Annotated in this window: 14 protein-coding genes; 2 read left to right on the forward strand and 12 right to left on the reverse strand. The window is 72.2% G+C overall.

What is annotated here, in order from left to right; all coding sequences use genetic code 11:
• Position 1 precedes the first annotated feature (1 nt).
• The 11 genes from M8C17_RS26290 to M8C17_RS26340 form a co-directional block, all read right to left on the reverse strand.
• Entirely contained in the window at positions 2-1009 is a 1008-nt protein-coding gene (locus M8C17_RS26290) for a cation diffusion facilitator family transporter (protein WP_252419238.1), read from the reverse strand.
• Between the two features lie 67 nt (positions 1010-1076).
• Positions 1077-2273, reverse strand: coding sequence for an SIS domain-containing protein (locus M8C17_RS26295; RefSeq protein ID WP_252419239.1), 1197 nt, complete (start codon positions 2271-2273; stop codon positions 1077-1079).
• Positions 2270-2455 (reverse strand): Trm112 family protein, encoded by a 186-nt coding sequence (locus M8C17_RS26300; RefSeq protein WP_252419240.1) that lies wholly within the window; start codon positions 2453-2455, stop codon positions 2270-2272. The genes M8C17_RS26295 and M8C17_RS26300 overlap by 4 nt, the downstream gene beginning before the upstream one ends.
• A gap of 61 nt (positions 2456-2516) precedes the next feature.
• Positions 2517-3902, reverse strand: a complete 1386-nt coding sequence (locus tag M8C17_RS26305) for a phosphomannomutase/phosphoglucomutase (RefSeq protein ID WP_252419241.1) — start codon at positions 3900-3902, stop codon at positions 2517-2519.
• A gap of 68 nt (positions 3903-3970) precedes the next feature.
• Positions 3971-5020: a hypothetical protein gene (locus M8C17_RS26310; RefSeq protein WP_252419242.1), complete on the reverse strand. Its 1050-nt coding sequence runs from the start codon at positions 5018-5020 to the stop codon at positions 3971-3973.
• A gap of 149 nt (positions 5021-5169) precedes the next feature.
• Positions 5170-5874 (reverse strand): deoxyribonuclease V, encoded by a 705-nt coding sequence (gene nfi, locus M8C17_RS26315; RefSeq protein ID WP_374559274.1) that lies wholly within the window; start codon positions 5872-5874, stop codon positions 5170-5172.
• A gap of 59 nt (positions 5875-5933) precedes the next feature.
• Positions 5934-6239: a hypothetical protein gene (locus tag M8C17_RS26320; RefSeq protein WP_252419244.1), complete on the reverse strand. Its 306-nt coding sequence runs from the start codon at positions 6237-6239 to the stop codon at positions 5934-5936.
• A gap of 303 nt (positions 6240-6542) precedes the next feature.
• Positions 6543-6857, reverse strand: coding sequence for a hypothetical protein (locus M8C17_RS26325; protein WP_252419245.1), 315 nt, complete (start codon positions 6855-6857; stop codon positions 6543-6545).
• Positions 6826-10761 (reverse strand): toxin glutamine deamidase domain-containing protein, encoded by a 3936-nt coding sequence (locus tag M8C17_RS26330; RefSeq protein WP_252419246.1) that lies wholly within the window; start codon positions 10759-10761, stop codon positions 6826-6828. Before M8C17_RS26330 ends, M8C17_RS26325 begins: the two co-directional genes overlap by 32 nt.
• Positions 10762-10777: 16 nt before the next feature.
• Positions 10778-11110, reverse strand: a complete 333-nt coding sequence (locus tag M8C17_RS26335) for a hypothetical protein (protein ID WP_252419247.1) — start codon at positions 11108-11110, stop codon at positions 10778-10780.
• On the reverse strand, positions 11107-11529 hold the full coding sequence (locus M8C17_RS26340) for a YbaB/EbfC family nucleoid-associated protein (protein WP_252419248.1): 423 nt from the start codon (positions 11527-11529) through the stop codon (positions 11107-11109). The genes M8C17_RS26335 and M8C17_RS26340 overlap by 4 nt, the downstream gene beginning before the upstream one ends.
• Before the next feature lie 79 nt (positions 11530-11608).
• Between M8C17_RS26340 and M8C17_RS26345 the strand changes: the two genes are divergently transcribed.
• Positions 11609-12850: an SUKH-3 domain-containing protein gene (locus tag M8C17_RS26345; protein ID WP_252419249.1), complete on the forward strand. Its 1242-nt coding sequence runs from the start codon at positions 11609-11611 to the stop codon at positions 12848-12850.
• On the opposite strand, the gene M8C17_RS26350 is transcribed toward M8C17_RS26345, so the two are convergent.
• Positions 12847-14286 (reverse strand): aldehyde dehydrogenase family protein, encoded by a 1440-nt coding sequence (locus M8C17_RS26350; RefSeq protein WP_252419250.1) that lies wholly within the window; start codon positions 14284-14286, stop codon positions 12847-12849. The genes M8C17_RS26345 and M8C17_RS26350 overlap by 4 nt on opposite strands.
• Before the next feature lie 144 nt (positions 14287-14430).
• Between M8C17_RS26350 and M8C17_RS26355 the strand changes: the two genes are divergently transcribed.
• Positions 14431-15867, forward strand: a complete 1437-nt coding sequence (locus tag M8C17_RS26355; protein ID WP_252419251.1) for a gamma-aminobutyraldehyde dehydrogenase — start codon at positions 14431-14433, stop codon at positions 15865-15867.
• Positions 15868-15870: the final 3 nt, after the last annotated feature.

Below are 15870 nucleotides of genomic sequence, written 5' to 3' on the forward strand. Positions count from 1 at the left end.
GTCAGCCCCCGGGCCGCCCGGCCGCCTCACCCGACGCGTCCTGCGGTTGCGGTACGGCGGTGCCGGCGACGGCACCGGTGCCGGCCTCGGCGGCGGCGGCGCTGTAGATGTCGGGCTCCAGGTAGATCACCCGGGCGGTCGGCACCGCCGCGCGGATCCGCGCCTCCGCGGCGTTGATGCCCCGGGCCAGGTCCTCGGCGCTCTCGCAGGCCGGCACCGCGATCTTCGCGGCCACCATCAGCTCCTCCGGCCCCAGGTAGAGCGTCTTCATGTGGATGATCCGCTCGACCTCCGGGCCGTCGGTGATGGCCCGCTCGATGGCGTCCACGTCGTGCTGCTCAGCACCCTCACCGAGCAGCAGGCTCTTCGTCTCGATGGCCAGCACGATCGCGATGGTCACCAGCAGGATGCCGATCATGGCGGTGCCGGCGGCGTCCCACTCGCCGTTGCCGGTGATCAGCGTCATGGTGACGCCGAACAGCGCGAACACCAGACCGACCAGCGCGCCGAAGTCCTCCAGCAGCACCACCGGCAGCTCCGGTGCCTTGGCCCGGCGGATGAAGTGCACCCAGGACTGGTTGCCGCGGATGTGGTTGGACTCCTTGATGGCCGTCCGGAAGGAGAACGACTCCATGATGATCGCCGACACCAGCACGACCACCGGCACCCAGTGCCATTCGGTGATCCCGTGTGGATGCGCCCACTTGTGGTACGCCTCGTACAGGGCGAACAGGCCACCGACGCTGAACAGCACGATCGACACGATGAACGCGTAGATGTAGCGCTCCCGGCCGTACCCGAACGGGTGCTGCGGGGTCGCCTCGCGCTTCGCCCGCTTGCCACCGAGCAGCAGCAGACCCTGGTTGCCGGAGTCGGCGACCGAGTGGATCGCCTCGGCCAGCATCGACGACGAGCCGGTCAGGATGAACGCGACGAACTTGGTGACGGCGATGCCGATGTTGGCCAGCAGTGCCGCGACGATCGCCTTGGTCCCACCGTTGGCGCTCACGCCGTCGCTCCGCTCCGCCGCGCGGCACCGCCCGGCTTGACGGTGTTCCGCCGCGCACTAGGTCCGTTCACTGGTTCGACAGCTCCTTCATCTCGGTGATGGCTGGTACCGCCATCGGGTCCAGCCCGTGGGCCAGGGCAAGGTAGATCGAGGCGAAATCGGGTACGGCGATCAGCGAGGCCAGCCGCTCCAGCGCGGAGCCACCCTCGGCGGTCACCACGTCGCATCGCACGCCGCGGCGCTCGGCGAGGGTCTGCACGGCGTCCGCGCGGCGCTCCTCGACCGCCAGCGGCTCGTCCGTGTCGTCCTCGGCGTTGAGCCCACCGTCGCGCAGCAGCACGAGCCGCAGCCGGGTGCCCTCACCGTCGTCCTCCGCCGGGTCGGCGAAGATGTCCCGCTCCCCCTCGGCCAGCCCACCGAAGACGCCGTCGAGCAGGCCGACCCGGCCCCGACCGGCCTCGCCGAGCGCACCGGTGACCACCGGGTAGCGGGCGTTGGCCGACAGGGTGTCGCCGAAACGGCGGGCCGCCACGGTCGCCAGCGGGGACGAGCCCCAGACGATCGGGATCGAGCCGGCCAGGCCCAGGGCCAGTGACTTCGCCGGGTTCACGAAGGACTCCGCGGCGGACCGGCAGCGGTCGGCGTCCGCGTCGAGCCGGGCCGCGGTCTCCGCGAGGTCCGCCTCGTTGACCTTCACGAGCCCGAGAGAACGGGCGGCGAGCAGCACCGGCACGGTCAGCGCCCAGAGGCTCGCCCGCGCCGGTGCGCGCCGGGGCACCGGGATGAACGGCGCCCGGGCCCGCTCGGCGACCGACTGCAACTGCGAGTCGGGGGCACCCACCGCGACCAGCCGGGCGCCCCGCCGGTGCGCCGCCTCGGCGGCGCCGAGCGCCTCCGGGCTGCGACCGGACGCGCTCACCGCGATCACCACGTCGGCCGCGCCCACCCAACCGGGTACGCCCGCGCTGCGGTGCGCGATGACCGGAACCGGGCAGCGTGGCCCGGCCACCGTGGCCAGCACGTCGCCGGTACGCCCGGCGGTGCCGATGCCGGCGATCACGACGGCCCGGGGCCGCCCGTCGTCGGCGAGCACGGCGAGGTTCGCCTCGGCGGCCAGGGCGGCCGTCTCGCGGACCTGTGCGCCGGCCGAGGCGGTGTGCCGGAGCATGCCGCCCGGGTCGTGCTCGGCCAGGGCGTCCGGGTTGTCGAGCAGGGCTTCGTCGGCGTCACGACGTCCGCTGACACCGGCCGTACCGTCGATCATGAGGACTGCCCGGGGCCGCCGCGTGCCTCGTCGAGAAGCAGCACCGGCACGTCGTCACGGACCTCGAAGATCCGGCCGCACTGCGTGCAGGTGAGCGTCTGCCCCTCGGCGTCGTAGCTGAGCGGGGCGTGGTGCGTGTCCGGACAGGCGAGAATCTCGAGCAACTGCGGATCCAGGGCCATGGCACGGCTCCTTCCACGTGTGCGGCTTCACCGGCGGCGGTGCCGACCGGCGCAGGCGATCTTATCGGCGAACCCGGCCGAGCACCTCGTCACGGAGCGAGATCATCCGCTCGCGGGTGGGCGCCTCGACGTTGAGCCGCAGCAGCGGCTCGGTGTTGGAGGCGCGCAGGTTGAACCACGCGCCGTCGGGGAAACGCAGGGTGAGACCGTCCATCTCGTCGGCCGTCGCGTCGGGGTAGGCCGCCCGCACCTCGGCAACCGCCGCCGCCTGGTCGATGACCGTCGAGTTGATCTCACCGGAGGCGATGTAGCGCTCGTACTCGCCGGCCAGGACGGACAGTGGCAGCGACTGCTCCCCGAGCGCGGCGAGCGTGTGCATCGCGGCCAGCATTCCGGTGTCGGCGAACCAGAAGTCCCGGAAGTAGTAGTGCGCGGAGTGCTCGCCGCCGAAGACGGCGTTGGTGCGCGCCATCTCCGCCTTGATGAAGGAGTGCCCGACCCGGGCGACCACCGGCTCCCCACCGTGCTCGCGGATGATCTCCGGCACGGCGCTGGAGGTGATCAGGCCGTGGATCACCGTGGAGCCGGGGTGCTTGGCCAGCTCACGCGCGGCGACCAGGGCGGTGATCGCCGACGGTGAGACCGGCTCACCGCGCTCGTCCACCACGAAGCACCGGTCGGCGTCGCCGTCGAAGGCCAGCCCGATGTCGGCCCCGTGCTCGACCACGGCACGCTGCAGGTCGACCAGGTTCGCAGGGTCCAGCGGGTTGGCCTCGTGGTTGGGGAAGGTGCCGTCCAGTTCGAAGTAGAGCGGGACGATCTCCAGCGGCAGCGCCGACAGGGCGGCGTCACCCAGCACGGTGGGAACGGTGAAGCCACCCATTCCGTTGCCGGCGTCGACCACCACCTTCAGCGGCCGGATGCCGGAGAGGTCGACCAGCTTGCGCAGGTAGGCGGCATAGTCGGGAAGCAGGTCCCGCCGCTGTGCCGGGCGGGTCGGCTCACCGGCCGGACGGGACGCGCCCGAATCCAGCAGCGCCTGAGCCCGCTTCCGGATCTCGGCCAGCCCGCTGTCCTGGCCGATCGGCCGCGCACCGGAGCGGCACATCTTGATGCCGTTGTACTGGGCCGGGTTGTGACTGGCCGTGAACATGGCACCGGGCAGGTCGAGTGAGCCGGAGGCGAAGTAGAGCAGATCGGTGGAGGCGAGCCCGATCTCGATCACCGAGCGCCCCTCGGCCCGTACACCGGTGGCGAAGGCGGCGGCCAACCCGGGCGAAGTGGCCCGCATGTCGTACCCGACGACGACCGCGTCGCCCGGCTCGTCGGTGGTGTTGAGCAGCTGGGTGAATGCGGCTCCGAGCGCCTCGGCGACCCGCTCGTCCCACTGGTCCGGCACCGTCCCTCGGACGTCGTACGCCTTCACGATCTGGGACAGATCAGACACTGGTTCCGCTCCTTGGCCGCAGGTTCCACCGAACCTGAGCGTATCGGAGGGCCGAGGTCCCTCCCCGCTCAGCCGGGGAGCCGGGGCATGAACACGGTGTGGTCGCCGCCGTCGGCGGGCGGGTCCTTGGGCAGCGGCCCGGCTCCCGGACCGCCCGGCATCGGCTGCGTCGCGTCGGGCGTCGGGGCGGCACCGGCCGGCCGCGCCCCGTAGACCCCGCCCGTGGCCGGCCGGGGAGCGGGCACTGTGCCGTAGACGTCGGGTTGCGGCTGCTGGCCGTACACGCCGCCGGTCTGGCCGGGCACGGCCGGCGACCCACCGCCGGAGCGGTAGGTGGTGCCACCGGGGTTAACCGGCAGAGGCCCCGGGGTGCCGTCGGTCGGCGTCCGGTCCTGCCGCGAGCGACGGAACAGCAGCACGATGAGCAGCAGTCCGACGGCCACCATCGCGATGCCGAAGAACATCACCGGCGAGCCGCCACCGGACTCGGCAGCGGCGGCCGTGGTGTCGGGCGCGCCGGAGACGCCCAGCGCGGCCGGGTTCACCGCCTCGACGGGCGCGGCCTCGCTCGGCGTGGGCGACGGCTTCTTCGACGGCGTCGGGGTGGGTGACGCGGAAACCCGGCCGCCCACCACCCTCGCCGCGTCGGAACCCCGACCCAGCTCCTGGCCGGCCGCGCTGGCGGCCGCCCCGACAACCGCGAGCCGACCGCCCGGAGCACCCGCGGCGAAGGACACCCGGTACCGCACGGTGATGCCCTTGCCCTTGCACAACGTCGGCTTCGCCGGTGAGGTCTGCGCGGTCGCCACGCTGCCGTCACCGCCGGTAACCGGCACCGGGAACCACGTTCCGCCAGCGTTGACCTGCACCGTCACCTGATCCGGCTGCAGGCCCTCAAGCCGCAGACCCAGGGCGGTACGCAGCAGGACGCACCCGTCGGAGCGCTTGCGCACCGCGACGTTCACCCCCTGCGCCGAGCCACCGGCGGTGAAGCTGCTGGCCGAACCCACCCGGACCGAGTCGTCGTCGGCCAGTGCCGGTGACGCACCGAGCAGCACCAGGCCGCCCACCAGACCGCAGACCGCCGCGAGTCGCGCCGCGCGCCGACGTACCGTCATGATCACCTCGCCGTTCCTCCCCGGGTGGGGTCCGCGGGTCAGGCTACTACCGGCCCACCCCCACCCCTGGTCATAGAGCGGCCCGGATGTGTGCGCCGTTACGGTTTGCGGCCCAGCTCGCGGACCTGTCGAGGGTGCCCGGCACCGGGCTAGCGTGCACCGGCCAGGGCGTCCCGACAGAGCCGGTCGGCGGTACGGGTGGTCTCCGGCAGGCGGTAGCGCGGGGTCAGCGCGAGCACCTGCGCCGTGGCGTTCTCCAGGCTCATCCGGTGCCCGACGCTCACGAACACCGGCTTGACTCCGTCCCGGGTCCGCAGCACCCGGCCGACGACCTCGCCGCCGTCGCGCAGCGGTGACCAGGCACCCCGACGGGCGGGCGGCGGCGCCCACTCGCCGACCAGCGGCGTCTTCCCCACCCCGATCGCGGGCAGCCCGGTGACCACGCCGAGGTGACAGGCGAGCCCGAACCGACGCGGATGGGCCAGCCCGTGCCCGTCGCAGACCAACAGGTCCGGGCGGGTCGTGAGACGGTCCAGCGCGGCGAGCAACGCGGGCAGCTCCCGGAAGGCGAACAGCCCCGGAACGTAGCCGAACGCGGGCCGGCCCACGCTGACCGCGGAATCCACCACGGCCAACGTCCGGGCGTCCAACACGGTCACGGCCGCCGCGAGGAGGTCACCGCTCCGCGCGTACGCGACGTCCAGGCCAGCCACCGTCGTGGGCGCCGTCGGCCCCGGCCCGACAAGGTCCACCAGCGGCCGCAACTCCTCCTGTACGGCCACCGCCTCCGCCACCGTGCCCGGCCCTGCTCCTGCCGCCGGCGCGGGCGCGGGCGGCCATGATCGACTCGGTATCGGCGATATCGGGCTATCAGACGGCCCTGGATGCCCCGATGTCCTGGACCTCGAGTCGATCACCCGCGGCGCTCGCCGTCGGCGGCCCTTTTGTCTGGTCCGTCCTGCATAGACGGCACGACCGGCCCAGTGTCGGTGGAGTGGGCGTCGCGATCCGGGCCGCCATCGGCGCCGTCAGCACCCGGGCCGGCGGCCCGGCTCCCGGTCGCGCCGAAGGCGAGCGCGAACACCAGACCGAGGGCGATGCCGAAGGCGACTCCACCCGACGAGCCGAACAAAGGGATGCCGATCGCCAGCCCGACCAGGATCCCGACCGGCCACGCCCAGGCCTTGGACCTGCTGTTCTGCGTTCCGGATCTCGCCATGCCTCAATGCTATTCCGGCCTCGCGGTTTCCCCCGGGGCGGACCTGTTCTAAGGCGCTTAACCTCGACGACCTCCGCACCGTGGTCATTGGCCGTCACTGGCCCACCCTTCCGTCGATCAGAAACGATGACCATGTCCGACAGCCAAAGTCCGGGTGGGCCGCCGTCGGAGGTCGTTGCTTCGGCGTCGTGCGTGCGGCGAGGAGTCAGCCAAGCGACGGCCCTCGCCGATCCCAGAACCCCTCTGCAACCGAGATCACCTCTGCCGGTGCCCGTGGTGGCCGAAACCGCAGATCCGCCGACGTTACTGCTTACCGGAGTTCGGCCGGTCGTCACTATCTCCGGCTCCGGGGAACATGGCACGGATGAGGCTCTCATCGGGCAACTTCTCACCACCGGTGACAGCCTCAGCCACCCTCTCGGCCACCGCGCGGTCGACGTTGTCGTAACGGTCGATGTTTCGGTAGTCGTCAAGGAAACGCACGACAAGTCCCGGATCGTAGGCCCATGCTCGTTTCCGGTGGTCCCAGAGGATCGCCTGGCCACGTCCTGAGTCCATGACGAAAAGCCCCGCGGGGGGTCCTTTCTCATCGCTCCGGTAGATCACGTAGTAGCTCAACAATTTCCTGCTCCAGCTCTCTGGCGACCTGCGTCGCTACGGGAAAGTCACGCAACCCCAACCCCAACTCCTGCACGACTTGCTGGAAGCTCATCCCTTGACGGTCCAACCAGGCGCGGTACTCGCGCCACGCATGGATGTTTCGGCTGATCCACTTGGCGAAGGTGGCGTCTTTGCCTGGGAAGCGGCTCTCCAGCCCAGTCGGAAGACAGTCCGGTAGGCCGTACTCGCGGTTAGCGATGAGCATCCGCAGCAGTGCGCCGACTCTCCCTTCCGGACTGTTTGATGCTCTCCGCACAACCTCGTAGTCCTCGTGGGTCGCCAGCCAAGCCTTTCGTGACCCGGAGGTGTGCAGTTGCAACTCAAGTAACATCCCGTCGGACGAACGAAGGGTGCAGTTGAACCCGTAGAACCTGTTTCCTTCCCGCCAGAAATTCTTGCACCCGGAATCCAACACGGAGAAGCCGGTTTCGATGAGGCCATCGAGGACCGATTCCACCGCCTTTCTGTAGCGCTCACCCGACGGCATCTCGAAGCAGAACCTCAGGGCATCATTGACGCTTGCTATGAACTCCGTCGGCTCGATCGGCGTCGCACGCGTTTCATCAACATACTTCCGTGCCAGCGACTGCAGCCCTTTGACCCGAGACCCGCGGTCACGTAGCCGGATCGGATCGCTCAAGCCCAGCGCGTCGCTGACCCTCTGCCCGACTTGGGTGAGGGAAGACTCGATTCGGTCGGCAGCAGCCAGCGCACGGTCGTGGCAGCTCGTCAACACCGCCCACTCCGAAGGCGTGAGCTGCGCCAGCTCGAGCGCCAACTGGTCGTGTCCGCTGACTACGGCTGCGTCGTCGTTCGGCGTGATCGAGTGCTCCGCTGAGCCGGGGCCGTCCAGGAGCAGGTACATCCGGTTGATGTACGGGTCGCCGTGGCCGCCCTCGTCGAGTGCCGGCGGGTGCTCCGGCAGGTCTGGACGCTCGCTGAACCGCCCTCGCGGTAGCCCTCCGAGCGGCATCGGCCGGCCGTTCCCATCGAGCACCAGCGCGTCGATGCCGACCACGTGGGGGTACAGCGGTCGGTCCCGGACGAGGCCGGTCTGCGGGTCGACGTAGAGCACGGTGCCGTTCTGGTTGAGTGCCACCCAGGCGTGCGAGCCGCCGTTGGGCCATTCGGTGATCAGGAACGCGTAGCTGCCGTGGCCTCCCAGCAGCAGTTGGTCGTGCAGGTTGGCGTAACCCCGGTCGGCGGTCCGCCGTGTCTGCGCGGGGTCCGACGGTTGGCCGGTGGGCGGGGAGAGGAGTTGTTGGAAGCGGCCGCCGGTCGCGTCCTCCACCCGGCCCGGGCCGCCCGCCTCGCCTCGGATCGGGCGCCGGATGTCACCGTCCAGGTAGCCGTCGAAGGTGCGCGGCGCGGACACCCGTGGTCGCCCGTGCACCCACGTCTCGAACAACGACAGGGTGCAGTCCAGGCAGTTGATGCCCCGGGTGGCGTCGGCCTCGGGACCACCGTCGTTCAGGAGCCGGAACCAGCCGCCTCGGCGAGGGTCGGCGGTGCGGACGATGCTGCCGTCGGGCTCGCGGGGCATCTGCCGTTCGACGTCCACCTGGTGCAGGGCCAGCGGCGGGCGCAGCCCACCAGGCTGCCCGTACGGCCGGGAGTCGTCGATGGGCGGGGGCACGTCGTCGCCGGTGAGTCGGGACCGGCCGACTGACTCCACCGCGCCGAGGGCGAGGGCGCCCACGTCCTTGTTGGCCTGCCGGAAGGCCGCATCGCCGATGTCCACGACCGAAGGCGCCCTGGCGCCGGCCAGCACCGCGTCGGCCAGGTCACGGAATTCGGCGTACGCCCGCATCTCGTCGTTCGCGGTCCGCTGCCAGCCGTCGGCCCACCGCGGGTGACCGGTGTGGCGGAGTTGCCAGGCGTAGTTGGCGTACTCGGCGGCCCTGCGATCGTGCTCGGCGGCCAGGGCACGCAGGCGGCTGGCCTCCGCCTGTCGGCGGCTGTTCTCGAACTCGGTCCGTCGCGACTCGTAGTAGCCCTGGTAGAGCCGCCGCTCGGCGGCTTCCGCCTCGGCCCTCCACAGGGCCGCGTACCAGTCGCTGCTCTCGATGTCGAGCTCTGCGGGTGCTGCCACGTCGGCCGGGACCGATGCCCGGCCGCGAGCGGGATGGGCGGGTACGCGCGCCAGGGCAGGTGCCTCCCGTATCGGGAGGTGCGATGCCGCCAGCGGGCCGGTGGACATGACCGGCGGTGCCGCACCGGCGGTGGCCGTCGGGGTGGCACCGGTGGACGTGGTCGGGGTGCTCGTCGTGCCAGCCCACGGGTACCACGCGGAGGGACCGTTGCCACCGGAGGCGAGCGCACTCGCAGTCGAGGCGTGTGACGGATGCGCGACGCTGGTGGCTGTCCCGCCGGTCTGATCGGGGGTGCCGGCGACGGGCGCGGCCACCGAGGAGAGCGTGGGGTCGGCGGCGATCGGGGGCGCTGCGCTCGGCCCGTCCGCAGTGGGCGGCCCGAGTTGGTCCGGGGATGGCGCGGCGGTCTCGGCCGGGGTCACGGAACGGCTCGGCCCGTCGTCGACGGTGGGCGATCCAACGATGGTGGACGCCGATGACCCGTTCAGGTCCGACACGGCGGGCGCTGTCAGGCCGGCCTCGTACGACACAGTGGCGCCCGCCTGGGTCGACAACTGGTCGATCACAACGGACGAACTGACATCGGCCTCGCTGACCGCCGCCTGCGACGCAGCCACCGTGGCAACGTCCTGGGGCGAGGCTAACGCGGGCGCGAGTGAGGCAGACGAGGCCGCAGCCACGGGCGCTGCGGGAACCGGCGCGGAGAAGTCGACCGGTGCCAGGGACGGGCCGGCGAGGGAGGCTCCGGCGAGGGCGTTGGCCTGCGCGTCGAGCCGGGCGTGCAACGCGTGGTCGGCCTGCCCGGTCGCCGAGCCGGTGGCACCGGACGCGGCGGCCCGCGCCGCGTCCTCCACCGAGGTCAGGCCACGGCCGGTGGCCAGGCTGGCGGCGTTCTCGGCCAGCACCTCGCCGGTCATTTCCCGGCCCAGGTGCTCACCGACCCGGGCCGCGCGCCCCGTCGCGTGGCGGCCCAGGCCGGCCAGTGGCGCAACCGCCCCGCCCGCGAGCCCGCCGACCGCCGACGCGCCGAGATCGGCCAGGTCCACGCCGTGCGCCCGCCCGGTGGAGTTCTGGTACGCCTGGGTCGCCAGGGTGACGCCGGCTTCCTCGGCCGCCTCCTCCAGCCCTTCCCGGGTGGCTCGCTTGGCGAACCCACGCACGCCGCCCCGCGCGACCTCCTTGGCGGCCCGTTCGCCAGCCTCCTTGAGCCCGTGCCTGAGGGACTTGCTGGCAAGCTGTCCCATCAGCCGCTTGAAGATCTGCTGGATCAACAGCCGGGTCGCGGTGATCGCCGCGCCGGCGGCCGGAGAGGCGGCACCGGCGGTGAGCACCGCCGCCACCGCGACTGCGAGCAACTCGACGACCAGGATGCCCAGCTCGATCCAGACTTCCAGCTTGGCGCCCTCGATGTCGCAGCCGCACTCCTCGACCAGACGGCCCAGGTCGGCGGTGACCGCGAGCAGCACCGGCAGCGGGGCGTCGTCGCCCTCGGCGAGCCCCCGCCAGGCCGCCTCGAACGCGGCGTCGACCGGCCCGACGCCGCCGTATCCGCTGCGCACCTCGGCGGCGGCCGCGGCGGCGTCGGCGTGCGGGCCGGCGAGCACGGCGGCGACGGAGTACCACTGGTCGGCGACGTCCCAGACGGCCCGCTCGTTCCCCTCCGGCCACTGCACGCCGACCGCCCAGTCGAGGGCCTCGTAGACCCAGCCGGGCACGTCCCAGGGTGCGTAGTCCAGTGGGTGCGGAATCGGGCTCGGCAGCACACTCATCGGGGTCGGCTCGCCGTCAGCGCTGGTCGGCGGCCCGGTCGAACCGGGCGGCGCTCGCAGCGTCGGTGTGCACGCTGGCGTCGACCGCGCGCACCACGTCGGTGCCCAGCTCGGTGACCCGATGCCCGATGCCCGTCCAGGCCCGCAGCACGGTCTGCTCGAACCCGCGGTAGCTCCGCTCGAACGCGGCGCCGATGTCGTCGCGGCCCCACGGCCGGGCGCCGCTGGCGGCCTCGATCTCGCCGCCCTCCGTCGCCCGTCGGCCCGTCACCGCCTCGCCTGCCAGGGCCAGGTCGGCGCCGCCCCGGCGGGCCCGGGACGGATCGAGCCAGAGCTGCCCGTCGGTCATGCCGACCCCTCGCGCCGCCCGAGCACCGCGTCGGCCCGGCCGAGCAGTGCGCCGTAGTCGCCGGTGCGCAGGAACTCCACCGAACCGGAGCCGGCCGGCATGCTCTCGGCGACCAGCGCGCGGGTGGCCTCGGTGGCGGCGGCCGTGGCGCCGCGGACCGTCTCGGTGATCTTCCGGCTCAGGGCCTCGGCGTCCCGGTCGCGGTAGACGGCCGGGTCCAACTCGACGGCGATCAGCTCACCCCGGGCACCCACCGTGGCGGTCACCTGCCCGTCGGCCGAGCGCCGGGTCACCCGTAGCTCGGCGAGCCGCGCCTGGAGACTGTCCAAACCGGACCTGAGCTGCTGGTACTGGCCGTAGACGTCGTCGAATCGGGCTCGTAGCTCGCGATTGGCGTCCCGGTCCACGCGTTCGCTCACCCGCCGCTCCTCCCGTCACCGTCGGTAGGGCGAACCATACCGGGTGCCACCGACCCGCGTGGTCCGGTAGTTTCTGTGCGTGATCGACCGTCAACAAGCCGAGCAGCTCGCGGCCGTCTGGGCTCACCGGGATTCCCAGCGCCTCGGCCACGAGTGCACCCCGACGGTCGACGAGTTCGACCTCGGCTACGTCATCACATCCATCGTGCCGACCGAGGTACGGACAGTGCCCGGTGACCTGCCGACAACCGTCATCGACAAGCAGACCGGCAAGGTCACCACCTGGCCCCGGGTGCCGAGCACCGTCGTGGCGGACATGTACCGACGCAGCCAGCCCACCGGGCCCACCGCCGCGCGCACCGTCGACCAGTCGAGCCTGCTGGTCCGGGAGATCCATCGAGCCGCCACCCCGAACACCACCGCGCATCTGACCATCGACGGTCGCATTTGGACAGCCCAGGGTACGAAGGGCGACGTCCCGCTGAACCACCACCCGCTCATCCGCGCCTACCTGGATGAGCTGCCACCTGGCGAGCTGGTTCGCGGCGGCGAGGGCCATGCCGAGCTGATCGTGGTTTCCGACGTGCTGCACGAGTACGACCACCGGCGGACGACCGAGGGCATCGCGCCGATGGGTCGGGCCGAGGCCGCCGCACTGCTGGACGGCGCCCGGTTCGAGATCTTCCGGATCCGCGAGCCGGGTGATCCGGCAGGTGGTCCCGCCGACCGGCCCTGCGACTCGTGCATCAACTTCCTGGTACGCGCCAACGTTCTGCCCGAGTCAGCTCGGGCGTACACCGAAGCCTGGTACCCGCCGACGGAGCCCGACCCTGATCCCGGCCGCTTCCCTCCGGAGGTGGCCAACGCGCTGGTGGCGGCCGGTTGGCGGCCCCACCTCGGGGACCAACTCATGGCCGCCGCGGCCGTACGGGACGTCACCGCCGTGCCCGGGCGGGCTCACCGCCACGAGGTCTTTCCCGCCGTCACGGAGACGCTGACCGCGTTTCCCAGCCTGGTCGGTGCCCGCCGCGGCCCGGGCGAGCAGGTGTGGATCTCCCGCTTCGACATCCGCCCGCACACCATCGCGCACACCGCCGACACGCTCGCCGACTTCGGTGCGGTGCTCGGCGTGCGGCTCTTCCCGATCGGCACCGAGCAGCAGGACAGCATCCTCGCGGTGGACGAGCGCGGCCGGATCTTCGCGCTCGATCAGGCCGGCGAGTGGTTCCTGGGCGACACCATCGACGCCGCGCTGACCACCCTGCTGCTCGGTCGTGCGCCGGCAAGGGTGCGCGCCGACGGCACCTGGCAGGCCGGCTAGAGCGCGAGCCCGGTCAGGACCATGACCCTCGGCTCGGTGTAGTCGTCCATGGCGCTGCGCAGCCCTTCCCGGCCGATGCCGCTGCCCTTGACCCCGCCGTACGGCATCTGGTCGGCCCGGTACGACGGCACGTCGCCGACGATCACCCCGCCCACCTCCAGCGACCGCGCGGCGGCGAAGGCCACGTCGAGGCGCCGGGTGAACACGCCCGCCTGCAACCCGTACACCGAATCGTTGACCGCGGTGAACGCGGCCTGGTCGTCGGCGACCGGGGCGACCACCAGCACCGGCCCGAACACCTCCTCGGCGACGACCTTGGCGTCCGCCGGCACACCGGTCAGCACGGTTGGCGGGTAGGTCGCGCCGTCGCGGGCGCCGCCCACCTCGACGGTGGCGCCGGCCGCGACCGCCTCGCCCACCCACGTCTCGACCCGGCGGGCCGCGTCCTCGGACACCATCGGCCCCACGTCCGTCGACTCCGCGGCGGGGTCACCCGTACGCAGTGCGCGCACCGCGGCCACCAGCCGGGGCAGGAAGTCCGCGAAGAGCGTGTGGTGCACGTACACCCGCTGGACCGCGATGCACGACTGCCCGGCCTGGTAGTTGGCGAACGTGGCGATCCGCTGCGCGGCGAAGGTCAGATCCTCGTCCGAGGTCCAGTCCGCGCAGATCACCGCCGCCGCGTTGCCGCCCAACTCCAGCGTCACGTGCTTCTCCGGCACCTGCCGGCGGATGGCCGCGCCGACCGGCCCGGACCCGGTGAACGACACCACCGGCAGGCGGGGGTCGGTGACCAGCTCGGCGGCGCGGGAGTTCGGCAGCGGCAGGACCGAGAACATGCCAGCCGGCAGCTCGGTCTCGGCCAGCAGCTCGCCGAGCAGCAGAGCCGACAGTGGGGTCGCCGGGGCCGGCTTGACGATGATGGGCGCGCCGACCGCGATTGCCGGTGCCACCTTGTGCGCGACCAGGTTGAGCGGGAAGTTGAACGGCGCGATGCCGAGCACCGGCCCCTTCGGCACCCGCCGGACCAGCGCGATCCGACCGCTGGCGGCCGGGTCGGTGTCGAGTCGTTGCAGCTCCCCGGAGAAACGCCGGGCCTCCTCGGCGGCCCACCGGAAGGTGGACACCGCCCGCCCGACCTCGGCTCGGGCCCACTTCACCGGCTTGCCGTTCTCGGCGGTGATCAGCGCCGCGACCTCCTCGGCGCGTTCGGCGAGCCGTCGGGACACGTGGTCCAGGGCCGCCGCCCGGGCGTGCGCGGGCAGGGCCGCGGCCTGCGCGGCCACCCCGGCCGCCGCGGCGACGGCGGCCTCGACCTGGTCGGCCGTGGCGAGGGTGGTACGCCCCACCGGGCGACCGTCGTACGGGTGGTGGACGGTCAGCTCGCCCTCGCCGTGGGCGGGGCGGGAGGCGACGAAGAAGGCTGCGGGCTCCACGCCGAGCAGCGTAGACGAGGAACCAGCCGACGGAAACAGTCGCCGTAGCCCTTGTCTGCCGCGAATTCAGTAGCCAAGATGGCAGACAGATTGCGATAACCGCCGCAGAATCGCACCCCCGGCCCCCTTCGGAGAGTTCCCGTCATGAGTGACCAGCAGCAGCTGCGCAACTTCGTCAACGGCTCCTACGTCGAACCGGCCGACGGCGGCTACGCCGACCTGATCGACCCCTGCACGGGCGAGGTGTTCGCCCAGGCCCCGGTCTCCGGCGCCGCCGACGTGGACGCGGCGATGACCGCCGCCGCGACCGCGTTCGAGAGCTGGCGGGAGGTGACACCGGCCGAGCGGCAGCGGGCGATGCTCAAGCTCGCCGACGCCGTGGAGGCCCGGGCGGCCGAGCTGGTCGACGCCGAGGTCCGCAACACCGGCAAGCCGCGCCAGCTCACCGCCGAGGAGGAGCTGCCGCCGGCGGTGGACCAGTTCCGCTTCTTCGCCGGCGCCGCCCGGCTGCTGGAGGGGCGATCCGCCGGTGAGTACATGGCGGGGCACACCTCGTACGTGCGGCGTGAGCCGATCGGCGTCTGCGCCCAGGTCACCCCGTGGAACTACCCGCTCATGATGGCCGTCTGGAAGATCGCCCCGGCGCTCGCCGCCGGCAACACGGTGGTGCTCAAGCCGTCGGACACCACGCCGGTGTCGACGCTGCTGCTCGCCGAGATCGCCGCCGAGTTCTTCCCGCCGGGTGTGTTCAACGTGGTCTGCGGTGACCGGGACACCGGTCGTGCCCTCGTCTCGCACCCGACCCCGCAGCTGGTGTCGATCACCGGCTCCACCCGCGCGGGCATGGAGGTCGCCGCCGCGGCGGCCCCCGACCTGAAGCGGACCCACCTGGAGCTGGGCGGCAAGGCCCCGGTGGTCATCTTCGACGACGCGGACGTGGCGGCGGCGGCCGAGGCCATCGCGCTGGGCGGCTACTTCAACGCCGGGCAGGACTGCACGGCGGCCACCCGCGTGCTGGCCGGCCCGGGCATCCACGACGACTTCGTGGCGGCGCTCGCCGAGCAGGCCCGCAACACGAAGACCGGCGCCCCGGACGACGCCGACGTGCTCTACGGCCCGCTGAACAACGCCAACCAGCTCGCCCGGGTCAGCGGCTTCGTCGACCGGCTGCCGGACCACGCGGCGATCCAGAGCGGCGGGTCCCGGCAGGGCGAGCGCGGCTACTTCTACTCCCCGACCGTGGTCTCCGGGTTGCGCCAGGCCGACGAGATCATCCAGGACGAGGTGTTCGGGCCGGTCATCACCGTGCAGCGCTTCTCCGACGAGGACGAGGCGGTGCGCTGGGCCAACGGCGTCGACTACGGCCTCTCGGCGTCGGTCTGGACGAAGGACCACGGCCGGGCGATGCGGATGACCCGGCGGCTGGACTTCGGCTGCGTCTGGGTGAACACCCACATCCCGTTCGTCTCGGAGATGCCGCACGGCGGGTTCAAGCACTCCGGGCACGGCAAGGACCTGTCGGTCTACAGCCTGGAGGACTACACCCGCATCAAGCACGTCATGCACAACATCGAGGGCTGACCC

Origin of the sequence: Micromonospora sp. RHAY321 (assembly GCF_023896955.1) — a bacterium.
Lineage (GTDB): Bacteria > Actinomycetota > Actinomycetes > Mycobacteriales > Micromonosporaceae > Micromonospora.